12 protein-coding genes, 1 tRNA gene and 2 pseudogenes are annotated in these 18986 nt (G+C 70.9%); 7 read left to right on the top strand and 8 right to left on the bottom strand.

The features are described 5' to 3' along the window. Positions 1 to 156 precede the first annotated feature (156 nt). The 3 genes from QC180_RS24040 to QC180_RS24050 all read left to right on the top strand — a co-directional run bounded on the left by QC180_RS24040 (position 157) and on the right by QC180_RS24050 (position 3735). The gene (locus QC180_RS24040; protein WP_278265068.1) at positions 157 to 1149 is read left to right on the top strand and encodes a hypothetical protein; all 993 of its coding nucleotides are present in this window, start codon (positions 157 to 159) and stop codon (positions 1147 to 1149) included. A gap of 72 nt (positions 1150 to 1221) precedes the next feature. Beyond that, positions 1222 to 2466 carry a DUF8176 domain-containing protein gene (locus QC180_RS24045; protein WP_278265069.1) on the top strand — a complete coding sequence of 415 codons (1245 nt, stop codon included), beginning with the start codon at positions 1222 to 1224 and terminating at the stop codon, positions 2464 to 2466. Positions 2467 to 2559: 93 nt separating this feature from the next. After that, on the top strand, positions 2560 to 3735 hold the full coding sequence (locus QC180_RS24050) for an aminotransferase-like domain-containing protein (protein WP_278265070.1): 1176 nt from the start codon (positions 2560 to 2562) through the stop codon (positions 3733 to 3735). Between the two features lie 4 nt (positions 3736 to 3739). Here QC180_RS24050 and glpK read toward each other — a convergent pair whose 3' ends face one another. Continuing rightward, positions 3740 to 5236 (bottom strand): glycerol kinase GlpK, encoded by a 1497-nt coding sequence (gene glpK / locus QC180_RS24055; protein ID WP_278265071.1) that lies wholly within the window; start codon positions 5234 to 5236, stop codon positions 3740 to 3742. Positions 5237 to 5439: 203 nt separating this feature from the next. Between glpK and glpD the strand changes: the two genes are divergently transcribed. Next, complete coding sequence (gene glpD / locus QC180_RS24060; protein ID WP_278265072.1) at positions 5440 to 7230, top strand: glycerol-3-phosphate dehydrogenase; 1791 nt, start codon at positions 5440 to 5442, stop codon at positions 7228 to 7230. Between the two features lie 115 nt (positions 7231 to 7345). Here the strand turns inward: glpD and QC180_RS24065 are convergent, their stop codons facing one another. The 3 genes and pseudogenes from QC180_RS24065 to QC180_RS30400 form a co-directional block, all read right to left on the bottom strand. Continuing rightward, positions 7346 to 8128, bottom strand: a complete 783-nt coding sequence (locus QC180_RS24065; RefSeq protein ID WP_278265073.1) for an Fpg/Nei family DNA glycosylase — start codon at positions 8126 to 8128, stop codon at positions 7346 to 7348. 4 nt (positions 8129 to 8132) lie between these two features. After that, positions 8133 to 11105, bottom strand: a pseudogene (locus QC180_RS30395) (Lhr family ATP-dependent helicase); the annotation flags it as partial. Positions 11106 to 11402: 297 nt separating this feature from the next. Beyond that, positions 11403 to 13247, bottom strand: a pseudogene (locus QC180_RS30400) (DEAD/DEAH box helicase); the annotation flags it as partial. 137 nt (positions 13248 to 13384) lie between these two features. Here QC180_RS30400 and QC180_RS24075 point away from each other — a divergent pair. Then, positions 13385 to 13924, top strand: coding sequence for a histidine phosphatase family protein (locus QC180_RS24075; RefSeq protein WP_474646521.1), 540 nt, complete (start codon positions 13385 to 13387; stop codon positions 13922 to 13924). 49 nt (positions 13925 to 13973) lie between these two features. On the opposite strand, the gene QC180_RS24080 is transcribed toward QC180_RS24075, so the two are convergent. Next, a tRNA-Met gene (locus QC180_RS24080) sits at positions 13974 to 14047 on the bottom strand. 53 nt (positions 14048 to 14100) lie between these two features. After that, the gene (amaB, locus tag QC180_RS24085; RefSeq protein WP_278265076.1) at positions 14101 to 15624 is read right to left on the bottom strand and encodes an L-piperidine-6-carboxylate dehydrogenase; all 1524 of its coding nucleotides are present in this window, start codon (positions 15622 to 15624) and stop codon (positions 14101 to 14103) included. A 112-nt stretch (positions 15625 to 15736) separates the two neighbouring features. Here amaB and QC180_RS24090 point away from each other — a divergent pair, with 112 nt between their 5' ends. Together QC180_RS24090 and lat are read left to right on the top strand one after the other, a co-directional pair. After that, positions 15737 to 16189, top strand: coding sequence for an Lrp/AsnC family transcriptional regulator (locus QC180_RS24090; protein ID WP_278265077.1), 453 nt, complete (start codon positions 15737 to 15739; stop codon positions 16187 to 16189). A 65-nt stretch (positions 16190 to 16254) separates the two neighbouring features. After that, entirely contained in the window at positions 16255 to 17595 is a 1341-nt protein-coding gene (gene lat, locus QC180_RS24095; protein WP_278265078.1) for an L-lysine 6-transaminase, read from the top strand. A gap of 1 nt (position 17596) precedes the next feature. Here the strand turns inward: lat and QC180_RS24100 are convergent, their stop codons facing one another. Continuing rightward, complete coding sequence (locus QC180_RS24100; protein ID WP_278265079.1) at positions 17597 to 17938, bottom strand: hypothetical protein; 342 nt, start codon at positions 17936 to 17938, stop codon at positions 17597 to 17599. A gap of 58 nt (positions 17939 to 17996) precedes the next feature. Next, positions 17997 to 18965 carry a patatin-like phospholipase family protein gene (locus QC180_RS24105; protein WP_278265080.1) on the bottom strand — a complete coding sequence of 323 codons (969 nt, stop codon included), beginning with the start codon at positions 18963 to 18965 and terminating at the stop codon, positions 17997 to 17999. Between the last annotated feature and the right edge of the window lie 21 nt (positions 18966 to 18986).

Genomic DNA, 18986 nt, shown 5'->3' on the forward strand with positions numbered 1-18986 from the left:
GACTCACGGCCGAGGCGCGATCTGTTCAGGTCGCGTGGTGGAGTAGTGGGGGATTCCCTCCGGGAAAGGGATAAGCGAAAAGTGAAGCATCGTAAGCCGAGTCGGGCGCAGCGAGCGATTGCCAGCACCTCGTTGCCCCTGGCCGCTGCGGCCGCTGTGGCAACTCTTCTTGCGGCTCCGGCCGGTGCGGTCCCCAGCGACCAGCCGTCCACGCCCGCCACCCCGGCGCCTGCGCAGCCGGGCACCGAAAGCCAGGAGACGCCGGAGAACGGCGCTCCCGAGGAAGAGGCCACGGAGACCCCGGAGAAGGCCAAGCCGGGTCAGACCAAGCCGACGCCCGCCCAGCCGGGTGTCACCACCCCCGGACCGGGCGAGCCGGAGGACACTCCGGCCAAGGTCACGCCGTCGCAGCCGGGTGTCACCACCCCGCGCGTCGCGCCGCTGCCGGTTCCCGGTCAGTCCCAGGGCAATCAGGCCCAGCCCGCGGTGCACCCGGAGACGGGCGCCACCACCCCGGGCGAGGAGAAGACCACCACGCCGGAGAAGCCGGGCACCACCACGCCCGCGCAGCCGTCGCAGACCCAGCCGAGCGTGCCGTCCGATCAGGGCGTCGCGGGCGACGACGCCGAAGGCGAGTCGCGCGAGACGCTGGTGCAGGAGCCGCAGGAACCGACGTGGCAGGCGCCGCGTCTGGAGAACGCGCCCGCCGCGCCGGTCGTCGAGATGGAAGGCCCGCACCAGGAAGTCGGCGCCACCGTCGACGCCGGTGGTCTGGTGCCCGGTCTGCTGGCCAACACGCACCACTACAACAACGAGCACGGCTACGTCGGCACCATCGGCTACCGGGCGCCCGGTGGCGGCTTCGGTGACGCCGGTGTCTCGGTGGAGTACATCGGCGAGAACTCGGTCAAGGTCACCACCTTCAACGGTGGCGACGGCCGCTCCGACAACACCACCGTGACCGTTCTCGACACCACCCAGGCCAACCTGGCCAAGGCGGCGGTCGAGAACTGGATCAAGGCGCAGCCGGGCGGCACCGCCGCGCTCGAGGCGGCGGCGAAGGCTACACTGCCGGTGCCGGGGGAGCTGCTTCAGACGGTGAACGTCGCTGGTGTCACCACTCAGTGGGGTGGCTCGCTCCAGTACTGACACACACCTACGACGTGTGGGGCGGTCGGCTGACGACCGCCCCACACGTGTGTCCTGGGGAAAGGATTGGTCTTGGGCACCGAGGGTGACGAGAACGATTTCGGGGAATTCGGCCCACCGGTCGATGACGTGAACGCCGGATTCGGCGGGCCGGTGGCCGCGACACCGCCGCCCGCGCCCGGTGCGCTACCCGAGCGTGGTTGGCAACCCGCCGCCGCGCCCGGTCCGTTCGGTCCGCCCGCCGGTGCGCCGAATCCGTTCGGCGCGCCCGTGTCGGCTCCGCCGCCCGTCGCGCCGCCGCCGGGTCCGCCGGTCGCGCCGCCGGTGGCCGCCCCGCCGCCGGGCCCGCCCACCGCGCCGCCGCGTGGTCCGGTGCCGCCCGGCCCGGCGCGTTCGGCGCCCACCTCGGTCTTCGGTGACGCCGTCGCGACCCCGCCGCCCGCGCCGCCGCAGCGCGACGCCTCGCCGTTCGGTGACTCGGTACCGGTGGCCTCCGGCCGCGAACTCACCGAGGTGATCCGCCGCGATCGGCCCGCGCCGCGCCAGGAACCCGACGCCGACATCGTGCGTCAGCCCGCACCGGAGACCGTCCGGATGTCGGCCCCGGAGACGCCGCGTCCGCCGCTGCCCGCCGTGGAGCGCAAGGACGAGGACAAGGCGTGGTGGAACAGCCCGGACGACGACGGCGGCGTCCCCAAGCCGCCCGCCGAGCCCGGCCTGTCCTGGGCCGACGACCCGATCGCCCGCCGTCTCGCGCCGAAGACCCCGGTCGCGCCGGTCAGCGAGGAGAAGGAGACCGACAAGCGACTGCCGTGGCTCATCGGCGGCGCGGTGGCGGCGGTGCTCATCGTGGTCGCGCTGGTCGCGACGATCGGCCTGGTCAAGCGCGGTGGCGGCGAGGACCCGGGGCCCACCGCGGCCCCGACCACCGCGGCGCAGATCCCCGGCTTCGAATGCCCGGCGTCCACCGATCCGGCGGTGACGGTGAGCAACGGTCCCGGCGACACGACCTCCGGTGCCAGGGCGATCCTCGGCTTCCAATACGCCTTCTACGTCGAGCGTTCCGGCACGAAGGTGCGCGATTTCGCCTCACCCGACGGCGACATCTCCCAGGCCGACCGGCTGCAGCGCGCGATCGACTCCAAGATCCCGGTCGGCGCCAAGCACTGCGTCAAGATCCGCGAGACGCTGCCGGGGCAATACGACGTGGATCTGAGCGAATGGCATCCCGATGGTGAGGTGATCACCTACCCGCAGGTGATCATCACCTCCAACATCGATGGGAAGTGGCAGGTCAAACACATCCTGACCCGATAGCGTCTCAAATAACGGGATGAGAATTTCACATTCTGGTTAGCGGTATGCGATGGTGGGTGGACATCGCGTCCCCTGGCGTACCCGGAGGTTCTCATGTCGCCGACCACTCCCGCCCTGGCGGGCAAGCTCGCCGGTCTGCAGAGCTCGGCGATTCGTGACCTGCTCAAGCTCACCGCGCGTGCCGATGTCATCAGCCTGGCCGGTGGGCTGCCCGACGCGGCGCTGATGCCGCGCGAGCGCATCGCCGCGGCGGCGCAGTCCGCGCTCGCCGACCCGGCGGTGCTGCAGTACACCGAGTCGCCGGGCTGGCCCGCGCTGCGCGAGGTGCTCGCGGCTCGGGAGTCGGCGCGGATCGGGCGGTCGGTGCCGGTCGAGGACGTGTTCGTCACCCACGGTTCGCAGCAGGCGCTGTCGCTGCTGGCCGAGGTGCTGCTCGATCCCGGCGCGCTGGTGATCGTGGAGGACCCCGCGTATGTCGGTGCGCTGCAAGTGTTCCGGGCCGCCGGGGCGCGCATCGTCGCGGTGCCGCTCGACGCCGACGGCCTGCGCCTGGACGTCCTGGAGGGCCTTCTCGCCGCCGGTGAACGCCCCGCCGTCGTGCACACCGTGTCCAACTTCCACAACCCCGGCGGTGTCACCCTCTCGCCGCAGCGGCGTCAGCGTCTCGCGGAACTGGCCGAGGCGCACGGCTTCTGGGTGATCGAGGACGACCCCTACGGCGAACTGTGGTTCGACCGGCCCGCCCCGGCCCCCGTCGCCGCCTACTCGCCGCAGGTGATCCGCCTGTCCAGCGTCTCCAAGATCCTCGCCCCCACCCTGCGCGTGGGCTGGATGACCGCCCCGCGCCAGGTCTGTCGCGCCGTGGAACTGCTCAAGCAGGGCGCCGACCTGTGCGGCTCCGCCCTCACCCACCAGATCGCGGCCACCCTGCTCACCGACACCGACTGGCTCGACGCCCACATCACCACGGTCCGCACCACCTACGCCGCCCGCGCGAAAGCCCTGGTCACCGCCACCCGCACCACCTTCGGCGACCGCGTCCACTGCACCGACGCCACCGGCGGCATGTTCGTCTGGGCCGACTTCACCGACGGCACCGACACCACCGCCCTGCTCCCCGCAGCCCTGGAAGCGGGCGTCGCCTACGTCCCCGGTGCCGCCTTCGCCGTCTCCGACGCCTACCGCTCCGCGCTGCGCATGTGCTTCACCACCACCGACGAACCCACCCTCACCACCGCCATCACCCGCCTGGCCGCGGCAGCGCGCTGACCCGTCACGCCCAGTTGTAGGTGCGTTCCACGGCCTTGTTCCATGCGGTGTAGCGGGCTTCGCGGTCGGCGGCGGGCATGGTGGGGGTCCAGGTGTGGTCGGCTGTCCAGTTGGCGCGGAGGTCGTCGAGGCCGGTCCAGTAGCCGACGGCCAGGCCCGCGGCGTAGGCGGCGCCGAGGGCGGTGGTCTCGCGGACGACGGGGCGGACCACGGGGACGTCGAGGATGTCGGACTGGAATTGCATGAGCAGGTCGTTGCCGGTCATGCCGCCGTCGACCTTGAGGGTGGTCAGTTCCAGGTCGAGGTGTTGGGCGGCGGCGTCGGCGCGCATGGCGTCGACCACCTCGCGGGTCTGGAACGCGGTGGATTCCAGTGCGGCCCTGGCCAGATGGGCCTTGGTGACGAAGCGGGTGAGCCCGGCGATCACCCCGCGCGCGTCCGGCCGCCAGCGTGGGGCGAACAGGCCGGAGAAGGCGGGCACGAAGTAGGCGCCACCGTTGTCGTCGACGCTGCGGGCCAGCGGTTCCACCTCCTCGGCCGAGGCAATGATGCCCAGATTGTCGCGCAGCCACTGCACCAGCGAGCCGGTGACGGCGATCGAGCCCTCCAGCGCGTAGACCGCGGGCTGGTCACCGAGCTGATAGCAGACGGTGGTGAGCAGCCCGTGCTTGCTGATCACCGGGGTGGTGCCGGTGTTGAGCAGCATGAAATTGCCTGTGCCGTAAGTGTTCTTGGCCTCACCGGGCGACAGGCACGCCTGCCCGAAGGTGGCCGCCTGCTGGTCACCCAGGATGCCCGCCACCGGCGCACCGGCGAACGGCCCCGCGGTGATCTCGGCGTAGACCTCCGAGGAGCTGCGGATGTCGGGCAGCAGCGACATCGGGATGTCGAATTCGGCGCAGATCCGCTCGTCCCACCGCAGCGTGCGCAGGTCCATGAGCATGGTGCGCGAGGCGTTGGTGACATCGGTGAGGTGCTCGCCGGTGAGTTTCCACAGCACCCAGCTGTCCATGGTGCCGAAACAGAGGTCACCCGCCTCGGCGCGGGCCCGCGCACCCTCGACATTGTCCAGGATCCAGCGCAGCTTCGGCCCGGCGAAATAGGTCGACAGCGGCAGCCCGGTGCGTTCGGCGTAGCGCTGCGGGCCCTGGTCACCGGCCAGTTCGGTGCACAGCTGGTCGGTGCGGGTGTCCTGCCAGACGATGGCGTTGTGGACCGGCTCGCCGGTGGCCCGGTCCCAGACCACGGTCGTCTCGCGCTGATTGGTGATGCCGATGGCGGCGAGGTCGCCCGCCGAGCAGCCGCTGTTGCCCAGCGCGGCGCCGAGCACCCACTCGGTATTGCGCCACACCTCGACCGGATCGTGTTCCACCCAACCGGGTTTCGGGAAGATCTGCCGGTGCTCCCGCTGTGCGGTTCCCACGATCCGGCCGTGCCGGTCGAAGACGATGCACCGACTCGAAGTCGTGCCCTGATCGATGGCGGCCACATAGCGACGCATCCCCGCAGGTTACTAAACCGCGCACGGAGCGGTGGCCGACTACGGCGGGCCCGGTCGCGACGCGTGCGGGGTCGGCGGCCCGCGCTGCGGCATCCGGCACCTGTCGGGCACTACGTTTAGCCTGTACCCAGCGGCGCCCGACCGCGTCGTGCCCCCACACTGTCGACTGGAACCGGCCCCGGGTCGGTGGCGAGGAGTCGAGCATGGCGCAGACACCGGAGTTCCCGTTCCTGCATCCCGGCGAGCTGGTGGCAGGCGCGAAACGTGACCGACGTGGTCCGGGGCAGCTCGGTCCCGAGCATCGTCGCGCGGCCTGGGAGCGGCTGGGGAAAGAACAGTTCGACGTGCTGGTCATCGGCGGCGGCGTGGTCGGCGCGGGCATCGCGCTGGACGCGGCCACGCGCGGCCTGTCGGTGGCGCTGGTCGAGGCCCGCGATCTCGCCTCGGGCACCTCCAGCCGCTCGTCGAAGATGTTCCACGGCGGTCTGCGCTATCTCGAACAGCTCGAGTTCGGCCTGGTCCGGGAGGCGCTGAAGGAGCGCGAGCTGGCCCTGTCGACGCTGGCCCCGCACCTGGTCAAGCCGCTGCGCTTCCTCTACCCGCTGACCCACCGCGTCTGGGAGCGGCCGTATGTCGCCGCCGGACTCACCCTCTACGACACCATGGGCGGCGCGAAATCCGTTCCTGGACAGCATCATCTGACCAGGCACGGTGCCATGCGGTTGGCGCCGGGCCTGCGCCGCGACTCGATGATCGGCGGCGTCACCTACTACGACACCGTGGTCGACGACGCCCGCCACACCATGACCGTGGCCCGCACCGCCGCGCACTACGGCGCGGTCATCCGCACCTCCACCCAGGTCGTCGGGCTGTTACGCGAGGCCGACCGGGTGGTCGGGGTGAAGCTGCGTGATACCGAGGACGGGCGCACCGGCGAGGCGCGCGCGAATGTGGTGATCAACGCGACCGGCGTGTGGACCGACGAGGTGCAGGGCCTGTCGCATCAACGCGGGCGCTTCCATGTGCGCGCGTCCAAGGGCGTGCACATCGTGGTGCCGCGCGACCGGATCGTCAGCGATGCCGCCGTCATCCTGCGCACCGCCACCTCGGTGCTGTTCCTCATCCCGTGGGGCGCGCACTGGATCATCGGCACCACCGACACCGACTGGAACCTCGACCTCGCGCATCCGGCCGCCACCAAGGCCGACATCGACTATCTGCTCACCCGGGTCAACGAGGTGCTCGTCACCCCGCTCACCCATGCCGACATCGACGGTGTCTACGCGGGGTTGCGCCCGCTGCTGGCCGGGGAGAGCGACGAGACCTCCAAGCTCTCGCGTGAGCACGCCGTCGCCCGGGTCGCGCCCGGCTTGGTGAGCATCGCGGGCGGCAAGTACACCACCTACCGGGTGATGGCCGCCGACGCGATGGACGAAGCGGCACAGGACATTCCGGCCCGCGTCTCTCCGTCGATCACCGAGAAGGTGGCGCTGCTCGGTGCCGACGGCTACTTCGCGCTGGTCAACCAGACCGTGCAACTGGCCGAACAGTACGGTGTGCACCCCTACCGGATGACACACCTGCTCGACCGCTACGGCTCCCTGGTCGACGAGGTCCTCGCCTACGCGGCGGGCAAACCCGAACTGCTGCAACCGATCACCGACGCGCCGTCCTACCTGCAGGTCGAGGCCGTCTACGCGGCCGCCGCCGAAGGCGCCCTGCACCTCGACGACATCCTGGCCCGGCGCACCCGCATCTCGATCGAGTACGCCGATCGGGGTGCGCACTGCGCCGAGCAGGTCGCCCATCTCGTCGCGCCGGTGCTCGGCTGGGACACCGAGGATGTCGATCGCGAGGTGACCACGTACCAGGCGCGGGTGCGGGCCGAGATCGAGTCGCAGACCCAGCCCGACGACATCTCGGCCGACGCGCTGCGGGCGGCAGCGCCGGAACCGCGGCCGCAATTGCTCGAACCGGTACCCCAGGACCGGTGAGATTCGGATCGCCGGAGCCGTGTGCGCGTGGGGTGGCCGGTCGGCAGGGTCTTGCTGCGGCCCCGGTGACGTCCGTGTGGCCGCGCTCGACCGGTGTCGGTGTGGGTTGTGCGGATCAGCGCGCGGCGGGTTCGGGTTGGCAGCGGGGGCAGAAGTAGATGCCGCGTTCGCGCTGGGTGATGCGGTCGGCGGGGTCGTCTTCGCCGAGCAGTCGGGAGACGATGGTGGTGCCGCAGCGGGGACAGGGACGGCGGGTGCGGCCGTAGACCATCGGGCGCCAGGGCGGTTGGTGGGCGGCTTTGGTGAGGACGCGGTGGGATTCGTCGACCAGGGCGGGCAGATCCGGGATGTCGCCGACCGGGGTGGCCGGGTGCACGCGACGCAGGAAGCAGATCTCGCTGCGGTAGATATTGCCGATGCCAGCGAGGTTTCGCTGATCCAGGAGGGCGAGACCGATTGCGCGGCGCGGGTATTCGGTGAGGCGACGGAGGGCTTCGGCGGGGTCCCAGTTCGCGCCGAGCAGGTCGGGGCCGAGATGGTCGATGACGGTGTGCTCCTCGGCGCGCGGGAGCACCTGGAGGATGCCGAGAGCGAAGCCGACCGCCTCGACCTCGTCATTGGACAGCACCGCGCGGGCGGTGACGCGCGGCTTGGTCCAGCGCTGGCCGCAGTGGAATATCCGCCACTCGCCCTCCATCTTGAGGTGGCTGTGGATGCTGGCCCGGTCGGTGCGGATGAACAGGTGCTTGCCGTAGCTGCCGACCTCGGTGACCAGTTCGCCGACCAGATCGACGGTCGCGAAGCGCGGCACGCGGAAATCACTGCGGGTCAGGGTGGTTCCGGCCAGGGCCGTGCGCAGCCGCTCTGCGGTGCGGAAGACGGTGTCGCCCTCGGGCATTCGGCTACACCTGCCTGCGCAGCCGCAGGCCGCGCGGTGTCACCGCGAAACCGGCCTCGACCAGGAAGTCGGCGAAGGTGTTGCCGTGCACGGTGTCACCGTTGACCTTGTCGATCACCAGCGAGTCCACCCGCCGCTCGTGCACCAGCCCGGCCAGCGCGCTCGCCCCCGCCCGGCGCAGGCCGGGGTCCTCGGTGAAGGTGAGCAGGGTCTTGCCGCCACGCTCGAGATAGAGCACGAGTTCGCCACCGACCAGCACCACCAGCGCGCCCGCCTTGCGACCCGGTCGATGCCCGCCCTCGGCCTCGCTCTTGGGCCAGGGCAGCGCGGCACCGTACGGGTTCGCGGGATCGCAGGCCGCCAGCGCCAGCGCGACCTCGGTGCGGACCGCGCTGCGGTCGGTGTCGAAGGAGCGCAGGCGGTCGACGGTGTCGGTGGTGGAGAACTGGGCGCCGCCGAGCGTGTCGACGAAATAGCCGCGACGGCAGCGGCCCCTGTCCTCGAACTCGGTGAGTACCCGGTACATCAGGGCGAACCCGCCGGGCACTCCCTCGTTCTGCACGGCACCGCGCGTGAGCACGCCGTAGCGTTCGAGCAACTGGTCGGCGGTGGCGTGGGCGCGCACGGTGTTGTCCTGCACGCGTTCCGGCAGGATCGACCAGCGTCCGGCCATCGTGGGCGGGCCGGAGCGGGTCGGCATCGCGGCGCGCGGCAGGTAGGCGCGACCGCGTGGGGCACGGCGGGGTGCGCGGTGCGCGGTGGTGGAACGGGAGGTCCCGGCGAGCAGGGCGCGCACCGGGGCGAAGGTGTCACCGGAGACGTATCCCGCCCAGACCAGCTGCCAGAGCGCGTCACCGGCGGCTTTGTCGTCGAGCAGGCCGGTGGCATCGGAGAGCTGCCGGAAGAAGTACGCGCCGCCGCCGCTGAGGGTGGGCGGCAAGGAGACCGCCTCCGCGGCCACCGAACCGGCATCGTCGGTCCGGTTCGATTCGAGGCCGCTCTCCTCACCACGTGGACCAGCGATGTTCGCCGAGCGGCTGTGTGTCCGGCTCGTGGTCTCGGTGTTGGCCGACTCGTCGGTGCGGCGAACTCCGCGCGGGGTGGCCTCGGTGACCGGCGTCGGACTGTCGAGGTCTATGGGCGGGGTCGTGCGGGGGCGGGGTTCGAGCTGGGCGCCCATGGCTGCCAGTAGGGAGAGCTGAATGTCGGTGGGGTCGATCGGGTCGGGTGGGGGGAGGGTGAAGGGGGCCTGGTCGGCCAGGTGCAGGGCGATCCAGCCGTCGCGGGCGGTGATGGCGCCGTGGCCGGACCAGATCACCTCGCCGGTGGCCATGAGCTCGTCGAGGAGGGCGGGGGTGTAGTCGCGCACGCGCATCGGGAGGATGAGCGATTCCCAGGCCGAGGCCGGGATCGGTACGCCCGCGAGCTGTTCCACCACCGTGGCCACGCCGTCCAGGCCGCGTAGCTCGCCGGAACCGACGTGCTGCCAGGCGGGGAGGAAACGGGCGAAGGCGGCGGTGGCGACGGGTTCCACCTCGTGCCGGGCCGCGGCCAGCGAGCGGCGACGCAGGCGGCGCAGGATCTGGGCGTCGCACCACTCGGTGCCCGCGGTGTCGGGGGTGAATTCGCCTTCCACCACGCGCTTCTCGGCCAGCAGCCGGTGCAGTGCGGTGGTCGCCACCGCCGTGCCGAGGCCGAATCGGGCGGCCACGTCGGCGGTGGTGAAAGGCGCGTGTGTACGGGCATAGCGGCCCACGAGATCACCGAGCGGATCGGGGACCGGCTCGATGAACGCCTGCGGCACCCCGATCGGCAGCGGCACCCCGAGCGCGTCGCGGAGTCGCGCCGCGTCCTCGATCGCCACCCACCACGTGCGCCCCGCGAATGAAACCTCCAGTGCCCGCCGGGAATCCCGCAACTCCGCGAACCACGCGGGCGCGTCGGAGTCGGCGAGCGCTGTGTCGGTGGCCATGGGTGCGTTGTCGGCGGCGGGGGTGTGGTCGGGGTGTGCCTCGTCGGTGGGGTCTGTTGGCGGCGCGGGCGTGCGGGGGACGCAGCGGGCGGCGGCTTCGGTGGGGGTGAGGGGGCCGAGGAGGCGGAGGAGGTCGGCCAGGCCCTCGGCGTCGCGGGCGTGGCGTTCGGGGGTGAGGCGTTGGAGTTCGCGTTCGGTGAGGGTGAGGACGGCGGGGTCGAGGAGTTCGCGCAGTTCCACGCGGCCGAGGAGTTCGGCGAGCAGGCTGGAGTCCAGGGCGAGGGCGGCGGCGCGGCGTTCGGCCAGGGGGCTGTCGCCGTCGTAGAGGAACTGGCCGATGTAGGAGAACAGCAGGGCATTGGCGAAGGGGGAGGGGGTGGCGGTCTCGACGTCGACGAGGCGGATCTCGCGGCGGGCCAGTTTGGTCAGCAGGTCGCGCAGGGAGGGCAGGTCGTAGACGTCGCGCAGGCATTCGCGCACGGTCTCCAGCAGGATCGGGAACTGCGGGAATTTGCGTGCCACGTCCAGCAATTGGGCCGAGCGCTGCCGCTGCTGCCACAGGGGCGCGCGTTTGCCGGGGTCGCGACGCGGCAGGAGGAGTGCCCTGGCCGCGCACTCGCGGAAACGAGAGGCGAACAGCGCCGAACCACCGACCTGTTCGGTGACGATGTCATCGATCTCGTCGGGCTCGAAGACGAACAGTTCCGCGCCGGGCGGTTCGTCGGTGGTGTCCGGCAGGCGCACCACGATCCCGTCGTCGGAGGCCGTGGGCGCGGCATCCACCCCGAACCGCTCCTGCAACCGCGCCCCCACGGCCAACGCCCACGGCGCGTGTACCGGAGTACCGAACGGCGAGTGCAGCACCAACCGCCAGTCCCCGAGCTCGTCACGGAACCGCTCCACGATCAGCGTGCGGTCGGTAGGCAACTGCCCGGTCGCCCCCCGCTGCTCTTCCAGCAGCCCCACCAGATTCGCCGTCGCGTTCTGATCCAGCCCGGCAGCACGCACCATCTGATCCAGCCGCACCGCCGATTTGCTCAACGCGGCCACAGCCGCCTTCACCCCACCCCGACCCCGCCGCCCCGAGACACCGCCCTCAGCCGACCCCGAGCCGCCCGACGACTCCGCGCTGCCGGACGAGCCTGCGCTGCTGGTCGAGCCTGATCCACCCGGTGAGCCTGAGCTACCTGCCGCGCCTGAACCGCCTTTCGGTCCCGATCCGCCCGACGACACCCCGATCCGCTCCTCGCTGGCTCCATTCGCGGACCGGTCGACCCCCATCCCCTCGACGATCCGAGTAAGGTCATCGGCCGACACCTGACCCGCCGACCGCACGAATTCGCCCAGCGCGGCGCCCAATTCGGCCGGGCGGCCGAGTCCGTCACCGTGCCAGAACGGTAGGCGTCCGGGCAGGCCGAAGGCGGGGGAAACCAGGACGCGGTCGAAGGTGATCTCCTCGATCCGCCAGCTGGTGGCACCGAGGGCGAACACATCGCCGACGCGTGATTCGTAGACCATCTCCTCGTCGAGTTCGCCCACCCGTGAAGCCTTCTCGCCGACCATGAAGACCGCGAACATGCCGCGGTCGGGGATGGCGCCGCCGGAGGTGACGGCGAGGCGTTGGGCGCCCGGGCGGCCGGTGAGGGTGCCCGCGTCGCGGTCCCACACCACGCGCGGGCGCAGTTCGGCGAACTCGTCGGAGGGGTAGCGCCCGGCGAGCAGGTCGAGGACGGACTCGTAGGCGGAGCGGGGGAGGGCGGCGTAGCTGCCGGTGGCGCGGACGGTGTCGAACCAGCCGTCCACGTCGAGGGGTTCCAGCGCGCAGGCGGCGACGGTCTGCTGGGCCAGGATGTCGAGCGGGTGGGCGGGGATCTGGAGGAGTTCGATCTCGCCGGTGAGCATGCGCTGGGCGGCCACGGTGCAGTGGATGACATCGGTGCGGTGCTTGGGGAACAGCACGCCCCGCGACACCTCACCCACCTGATGACCGGCCCGCCCCACCCGCTGCAAGCCACTGGCCACCGACGGCGGCGCCTCGACCTGCACCACCAGATCCACCGCGCCCATGTCGATACCGAGCTCGAGACTGCTGGTGGCGACCACGCAGCGCAGTCGCCCGCTCTTGAGATCGTCCTCGATGATGGCGCGCTGTTCCTTGCTGACCGACCCGTGGTGGGCCCTGGCCAGCAGATGATCGGCACCGTGGATGACCTCGGTGGACGGTCCCAGCTGCGCGGGTGGTGCGTGCTCGGTCTCCACCGGCTCGCCCAGCCGGGTCGCGTACGCCTCGTTGAGCCGGGCGGTGAGCCGCTCGGCCAGCCGCCGGGAGTTCGCGAACACGATCGAGGACCGGTGGTCGAGCACCAGGTCGACAATCGCCTCGTCGACATGCGGCCAGATGGAGCCGGGCTGATCGGACTCCTCGGGCGCGGTCATATCCGCCACCGGCACCCGCACCGACAGGTCGAAGGTCTTGGGCGCGGGTGGGCGCACGATGGTGATGGGCGCCGAGCCGACCAGGAACCGCCCGACCTCCTCGGCGGGCCGCACGGTGGCCGACAGCCCGATGCGCTGGGCGGGGCGTTCGGTGAGCTGGTCGAGCCTGGCCAGCGACAGCGCCAGATGCGCGCCGCGCTTGGTGCCCGCGATGGCGTGCACCTCGTCGACGATCACCGTGTGCACCTGGGCGAGGGTCTCCCGCGCGGCGGAGGTCAGCATGAGGAACAGCGACTCGGGCGTGGTGATGAGAATGTCCGGTGGCGTGCGCTGCATGGCCCGGCGCTGGGCGGGGGTGGTGTCGCCCGAGCGCACACCCACCGAGATCTCCGGTGGCTCCAGACCGAGCCGCTTGGCCGTCTGGGTGACACCCACCAGCGGCGCCCGCAGATTGCGCTCCACATCCACCGCCAGCGCCTTCAACGGCGACACGTAGAGCACCGAGGTGCCTCGCGCCTCGGTGGGCTCGCTGGTGGCCAGCTGGTCGATCGCCCACAGGAACGCCGACAGCGTCTTGCCCGAGCCGGTCGGCGCGATGACCAGGGTGTGCTCTCCGGCCGCGATCGACTCCCACGCGCCGAGCTGCGCGGCGGTGGGCCCGGCGAAGGCGCCGTCGAACCACTGCGCGGTGGCGGGGGAGAAGCGATCCATGGGTTCCAGTGTGCACCGGCCCACCGACAGATCCGGTGAACCGCGAAAGCGCTGGTCACGGTCGTCGGTCGACACGAAGGGTGTGCGGGGTCACACTATGATCCGCGTCGCAGCTACGCTGAACTCTCGTGCAAACGGTGCTGAGAGTCGACCTGGTCGGCCATGGCCTTACCGAGGCGGTACGTAAGGCGCGATTCCCTGTTGACGAACCCCTGGACGAGTCGGGGCTGGCCGCGTTGCGCGGCTGTTCGCCGCTGACCGGCGCGCGGGTGCGCACCGGCCCGGAGCGGCGCGTCCGCGCGACCGCCGAGGCGCTGGGACTCACCGGCGAGCAGGACGAACGATTACGAGACCTCGACGCCGGATCGTGGCGGGGCAGTGAGATGGGCGCGCTGGCCCAGGATCAGCTCTTCGCCTGGCTGACCGACCCGGAATTCCGCGGGCACGGCGGTGAATCGGTGACCGACCTGGTGGAACGGGTCCGGTTCTGGCTGGCCGAGATCGCCTCGGCGGGCCACGACACCGTCGCGGTGACCCATCCCGCGGTGATCCGCGCCGCGCTGCTGGTGGTGCTCGACGCGCCCCCGACCTCGTTCTGGCGCATCGACGTTCCGCCCGCGGGCATCACCCGCCTGCACCACCGCGGCAACTGGACGCTGCGCCTGGGCGCCGGGTAGCGGAAACGACGAAGGCCCCGGAGTCGAAACTCCGGGGCCTTCGTCGTAGTAGCGGGAACAGGATTTGAACCTGCGACCTCTGGGTTATGAGCCCAGCGAGCTACCGAGCTGCTCCATCCCGCGTCGTAAACACCACTGTACACGCGGTGCCCGGAATGGCGAAATCGGCTGGCCGATCAGCCGAAATGGATGCCCTGGGCCAGCGGCAGCTCGGTCGAGTAGTTGACGGTGTTGGTGGCCCGGCGCATGTACGCCTTCCACGCGTCGGACCCGGATTCGCGCCCGCCGCCGGTGTGCTTCTCGCCGCCGAACGCCCCGCCGATCTCCGCGCCGGAGGTGCCGATGTTGACATTGGCGATGCCGCAGTCGGATTCGGCCAGGAACAGCTCGGCCTCGCGCTGGTCGCGGGTGAAGATCGCGGAGGACAGACCCTGTGTCACATCGTTGTTCAGCGCGATGGCGGTGTCGAGATCGTCGTAGGTGAGGACGTAGAGGATCGGTGCGAAGGTCTCCTCGCGCACGAGTTCGGTCTGGGCGGGCATGCGCACCACGGCGGGGCGCACGTAGTAGGCGTCGGGGCCGATGATCTCGACACGTTCGCCGCCGCAGCGGTTCTCGCCGCCGTCGGCCTCGGCACGGGTCAGCGCCTCCTGCATCGCGGTGTAGGACCGCTCGTCGATCAGTGGCCCGACCAGCACACCGTCGTCGAGCGGATTGCCCACGGGCAGTTGGTTGTACGCGGCGACGAGCCGGTCGACCAGTTCGTCGACGATCGAGCGGTGCGCGATCAGTCGGCGCAGCGTGGTGCACCGCTGACCCGCCGTCCCCGCCGCCGCGAAGACGATGCCGCGCACCGCCAGGTCCAGATCGGCGCTGGGCGTGACGATCGCGGCGTTGTTGCCGCCGAGTTCCAGCAGGCAGCGGCCGAAGCGGGCGGCCACCCGGGGTGCCACGGCGGCGCCCATCGGCACCGAACCGGTGGCGCTGAGCAGGGCGACGCGCGGGTCGTCGACCAGCGCCGCGCCCACCTCCGCGCCACCCAGAACCAGCTGGTGCACTTCGGGATCCGCGCCCACCTCGGCGGCCGCGCGACGCAGCAGCGTGTGGCAGGCCAGTGCGGTCAGCGGGGTGGTGTCCGAGGGCTTCCACACCACCGTGTCGCCGCACACCAGCGCGATCGCGGTGTTCCACGCCCAGACCGCCACCGGGAAGTTGAACGCCGAGATCACCCCGACCACGCCGAGCGGATGCCAGGTCTCCATGAGTCGGTGGCCGGGCCGCTCCGACGGCATGGTGGCACCGTAGAGCTGACGCGACAGGCCGATGGCGAACTCGCAGACGTCGATCATCTCCTGCACCTCGCCGAGCGCTTCGGCGCCGATCTTGCCCGCCTCCAGCGTCACCAGCTCGGCCAGCTCGCCGCGATGGGTCACGAGCAGCGCGGCCAGCTCGCGCACCACCGCCGCCCGCACCGGCGCGGGGACCGTGCGCCAGGACTGGAACGCCCCGGCCGCCCGCGTGATGGCGGTGTCGACGGTGGTCGGCGTGTCCGGGGTGAGGGGGAGCAGGACGCCGCCGGAGATCGGCGTACGCGCCCGCAGCACACCGGGTTCGGGGACGGTCGCGCCGAGTCCGTGCAGCAGAGCCCTGGCCCGCAGTGCCAGCTGTTCGGAGAAGTGCTCGGTCACGGTGTCGATCATCTTGCTCACCTTCTGCTGGTTGGTACGACTCACGGAAAAGTTCGGCGAATTTCGGTGGGGAACAGAAAGAAGTTTTCCCCGCGCAACCCCCGCGCTGGGTTAGCCTTCGCTGATGGCGGATTCACCGGCTAGACCCCAGCTCGACGACATCGACCGACTATTGATCAGGGAACTGATGACCGATGGCCGCGCCACGTTGTCGAATCTGGCGGAGAAGGCCAGCCTCTCGGTGTCGGCGGTGCAGTCGCGGGTGCGCAGGCTCGAAGCGCGCGGGGTGATCCGCGGATACGCGGCCCATGTCGATCCCGAGGCGCTCGGGCACCTGTTGTCGGCGTTCGTCGCGATCACTCCTCTCGACCCCTCCCAGCCCGATGACGCGCCCGCATTGTTGCAGCACATCCCCGGCATCGAGGCGTGCCACTCGGTGGCGGGCGAGGAGAGTTACGTCCTGCTGGTGCGGGTGGCCTCGCCGCGGCATCTCGAGCAGTTGCTCGCCGAGATCAGGGCCACCGCCAATGTGCGCACGCGCAGCACCATCATTCTGCAGACATTCTACGACAGGTAACGATTCTTCGTAATTGTTCCGCCATTGCGTAGAGGTTCCGTAAATATTTGCGTACCCTCGGCAGTGTGACCATCGAACTGGAGCGCCCCGGCGCGGCGGTCACCCCCGCCAACCGGGTCCGAGAAATCCTGTCCTCGCACATCCTCGCGGACGGCTTCGATCTTGTGCTCGACCTGCACAAGTCCCACGGTCGCACGCTGATCGACGAACGTGACGGCACCGCCTACCTGGACATGTTCGGCTTCTTCGCCTCCAATGCCCTGGGGATGAACCATCCCGCGCTGGCGGGCGACGAGCGGTTCCGCGTGGAGCTGGCCACCGCCGCCATGAACAAACCCAGCAACTCCGACATCTACACCGTCGCGATGGCCCGCTTCGTGGAGACCTTCGCGCGCGTGATCGGTGATCCCCGGCTTCCGCACCTGTTCTTCGTCGACGGCGGGGCGCTGGCGGTGGAGAACGCGCTGAAGGTGGCCTTCGACTGGAAGTCCCGGCACAACGAACTGCACGGCCGCGCACCGGAACTGGGCACCAAGGTGCTGCACCTGACCGGCGCCTTCCACGGTCGCAGCGGCTACACGATGTCGCTCACCAACACCGACCCGGTCAAGACCGCGCGCTTCCCGAAGTTCGACTGGCCGCGTATCGACACCCCGCACACCTTCGCCGGGCCCGACATCGCGGCACTCGAGGCCGTGTCACTGGCCCAGGCCGAGCGGGCGTTCGCGGAGCATCCGCACGACATCGCCTGCTTCATCGCCGAACCCATCCAGGGCGAGGGCGGTGACCGGCATCTGCGTCCGCAGTTCCTCGGCGCCATGCAGCGGCTGTGTCACGCCAACGACGCGCTGTTCGTTCTCGACGAGGTGCAGACCGGTGTCGGCATGACCGGCACCACGTGGGCTTATCAGCAGCTCGGCGTGGAACCCGACGTGGTTGCCTTCGGCAAGAAGACCCAGGTCTGCGGGATCATGGCCGGTGGACGGGTGGACGAGGTCGTCGACAATGTCTTCCGGGTGAGTTCGCGGCTCAACTCCACCTGGGGCGGCAATCTCACCGACATGGTGCGTACGCGCCGCATTCTCGAAGTGCTGGAACAGTATCGGGTGATCCAGCGGGTCGGCCCGCTCGGCGCGTTCCTGCTCGACCAGCTCGGCCAGCTCGCCGCCGCGCATCCGGACAAGGTGAGCGAGGTGCGTGGGCGCGGGCTGATGTGCGCGATCACCCTCGCCGACCACGATCTGCGCGAGCGGGTGGTGACGGCGATGCGGGAACGTCAGCATGTGCTGCTGCTCGGGTCCGGTGATCGCGGGATCCGGTTCCGGCCGCCGCTGACGGTCACCGAGGAAGAGTTGGAGCGCGCGGTGGACGCGCTGGACGCGGTGCTGCTGCGGGAGAAGGTCTAGCTCAGGCGGTGGGTGTGAGGCCGAGGGCGCCCTCGACGAATCGGTGGACCGAGGTGAGTCCGGCGGCGAGGGCGTCGTCCTCGCCGGGCAGGGCCCAGCCGGTGATGGTCGCGGTGTCGTCCGGGCCGGGCGTCACGCCGATCTCGGCGACCAGTTCCGCGGTGGTCGGCACGCACACCGCCCAGGAGAAGTGCGTCTCGTCGGCCCACTGGGCCGAGCGGGTCGTCACGTAGTCCGGATCGGTGATGCCACCGTCGGCCAGCGCGGGTCGGTCGTCGATGCGCTCGTCGGCCCGCAGCGCCCGCAGATACCAGGCGCCCGCATTGATCTCGATCGGTTCCACGCCAGCAGCTTAGCGACGGGTCCCGCCACCTCGTTCGCCCCTGTGTGGGTGGTGTGGTTCAGGCGGGGTGGATGGCTGTGCCCAGCAGGGTGTGGACGGCGGTGCGGCCGAGGTCGAGGGCGCGGGCGAGCAGGTCGGTGTCGCGAGCGGCGCTGTCGACGGGTGGGGCCGCGGCGGGCGGGTGGATCTGGAGGACGCGGGCGCCGAGGTCGGCCAGGTAGCGGTCTTCGACGGCCTGCTGACCCGGGCGTTGCGACCAGGCCCGGTAGGCGCCGGGCGCGATGGCGCGCATGTAGCCGCCGCCGACCACGCGATGCAGCAGGGGCGCGGGTGGGCGGAGTTCGTCGGTGCGGCGGGTGCGCAGGACCAGGGCGTGGGTGGCGCCCGCGCGCACGGCCGTGCGGATCGGAACGGTTTCGGTGAGGCCGCCGTCGAAGTAGCTGCCGCCGCCGAGCGCGACGGGTGGTCCGGCCAGCAGGGGCAGGCCCGCGGAGGCCCGTAGCGCGGTCATGAGCGTGGTTTTGTCGACGATGTGGGGTGCGAGGTCCACCGACTGTCCGGTGTGGATGTCCGTCGCGATCGGGTGCAGGGTGGTCGGGTTGGCCAGGATCGCCGGGAAGTCCATCGGCTCGATGCCGTCGTAGACCCGGTGCACGAGGTAGTGCAGATCGAAGACCGGCCGCCCGCGCAGCACCCGTACCGGGTCGACCACCCGGCGCATGATCGCCGGATCGGTCCACGACCGCATCCCCGTGGCCGCGCGCCCGCACAGCAGCCAGGCGCCGTTGATCGCGCCCGCCGAGGTGCCGTAGACCGCGTCGAAGACCCCCGCCAGACCGAGTTCCTCGAGCGCCTGCACCATCCCGCTGGAGTACACCCCGCGACTGCCGCCGCCCTCGATGACGAGCGCGAGGCGATGCCCGTCGTCTCGCTGACTCGACGCGCGCCGCGCCTGGATCACCTCGGTGACGGTGGCCGATGTCGCGGGTGTCGACGGGCCCTGATCGTTCGACGCGGTGCTGGACACCCGTTCACGATAGGCCGGAAC

Source organism: Nocardia anocheti, assembly GCF_029675105.1.
Lineage (GTDB): Bacteria > Actinomycetota > Actinomycetes > Mycobacteriales > Mycobacteriaceae > Nocardia.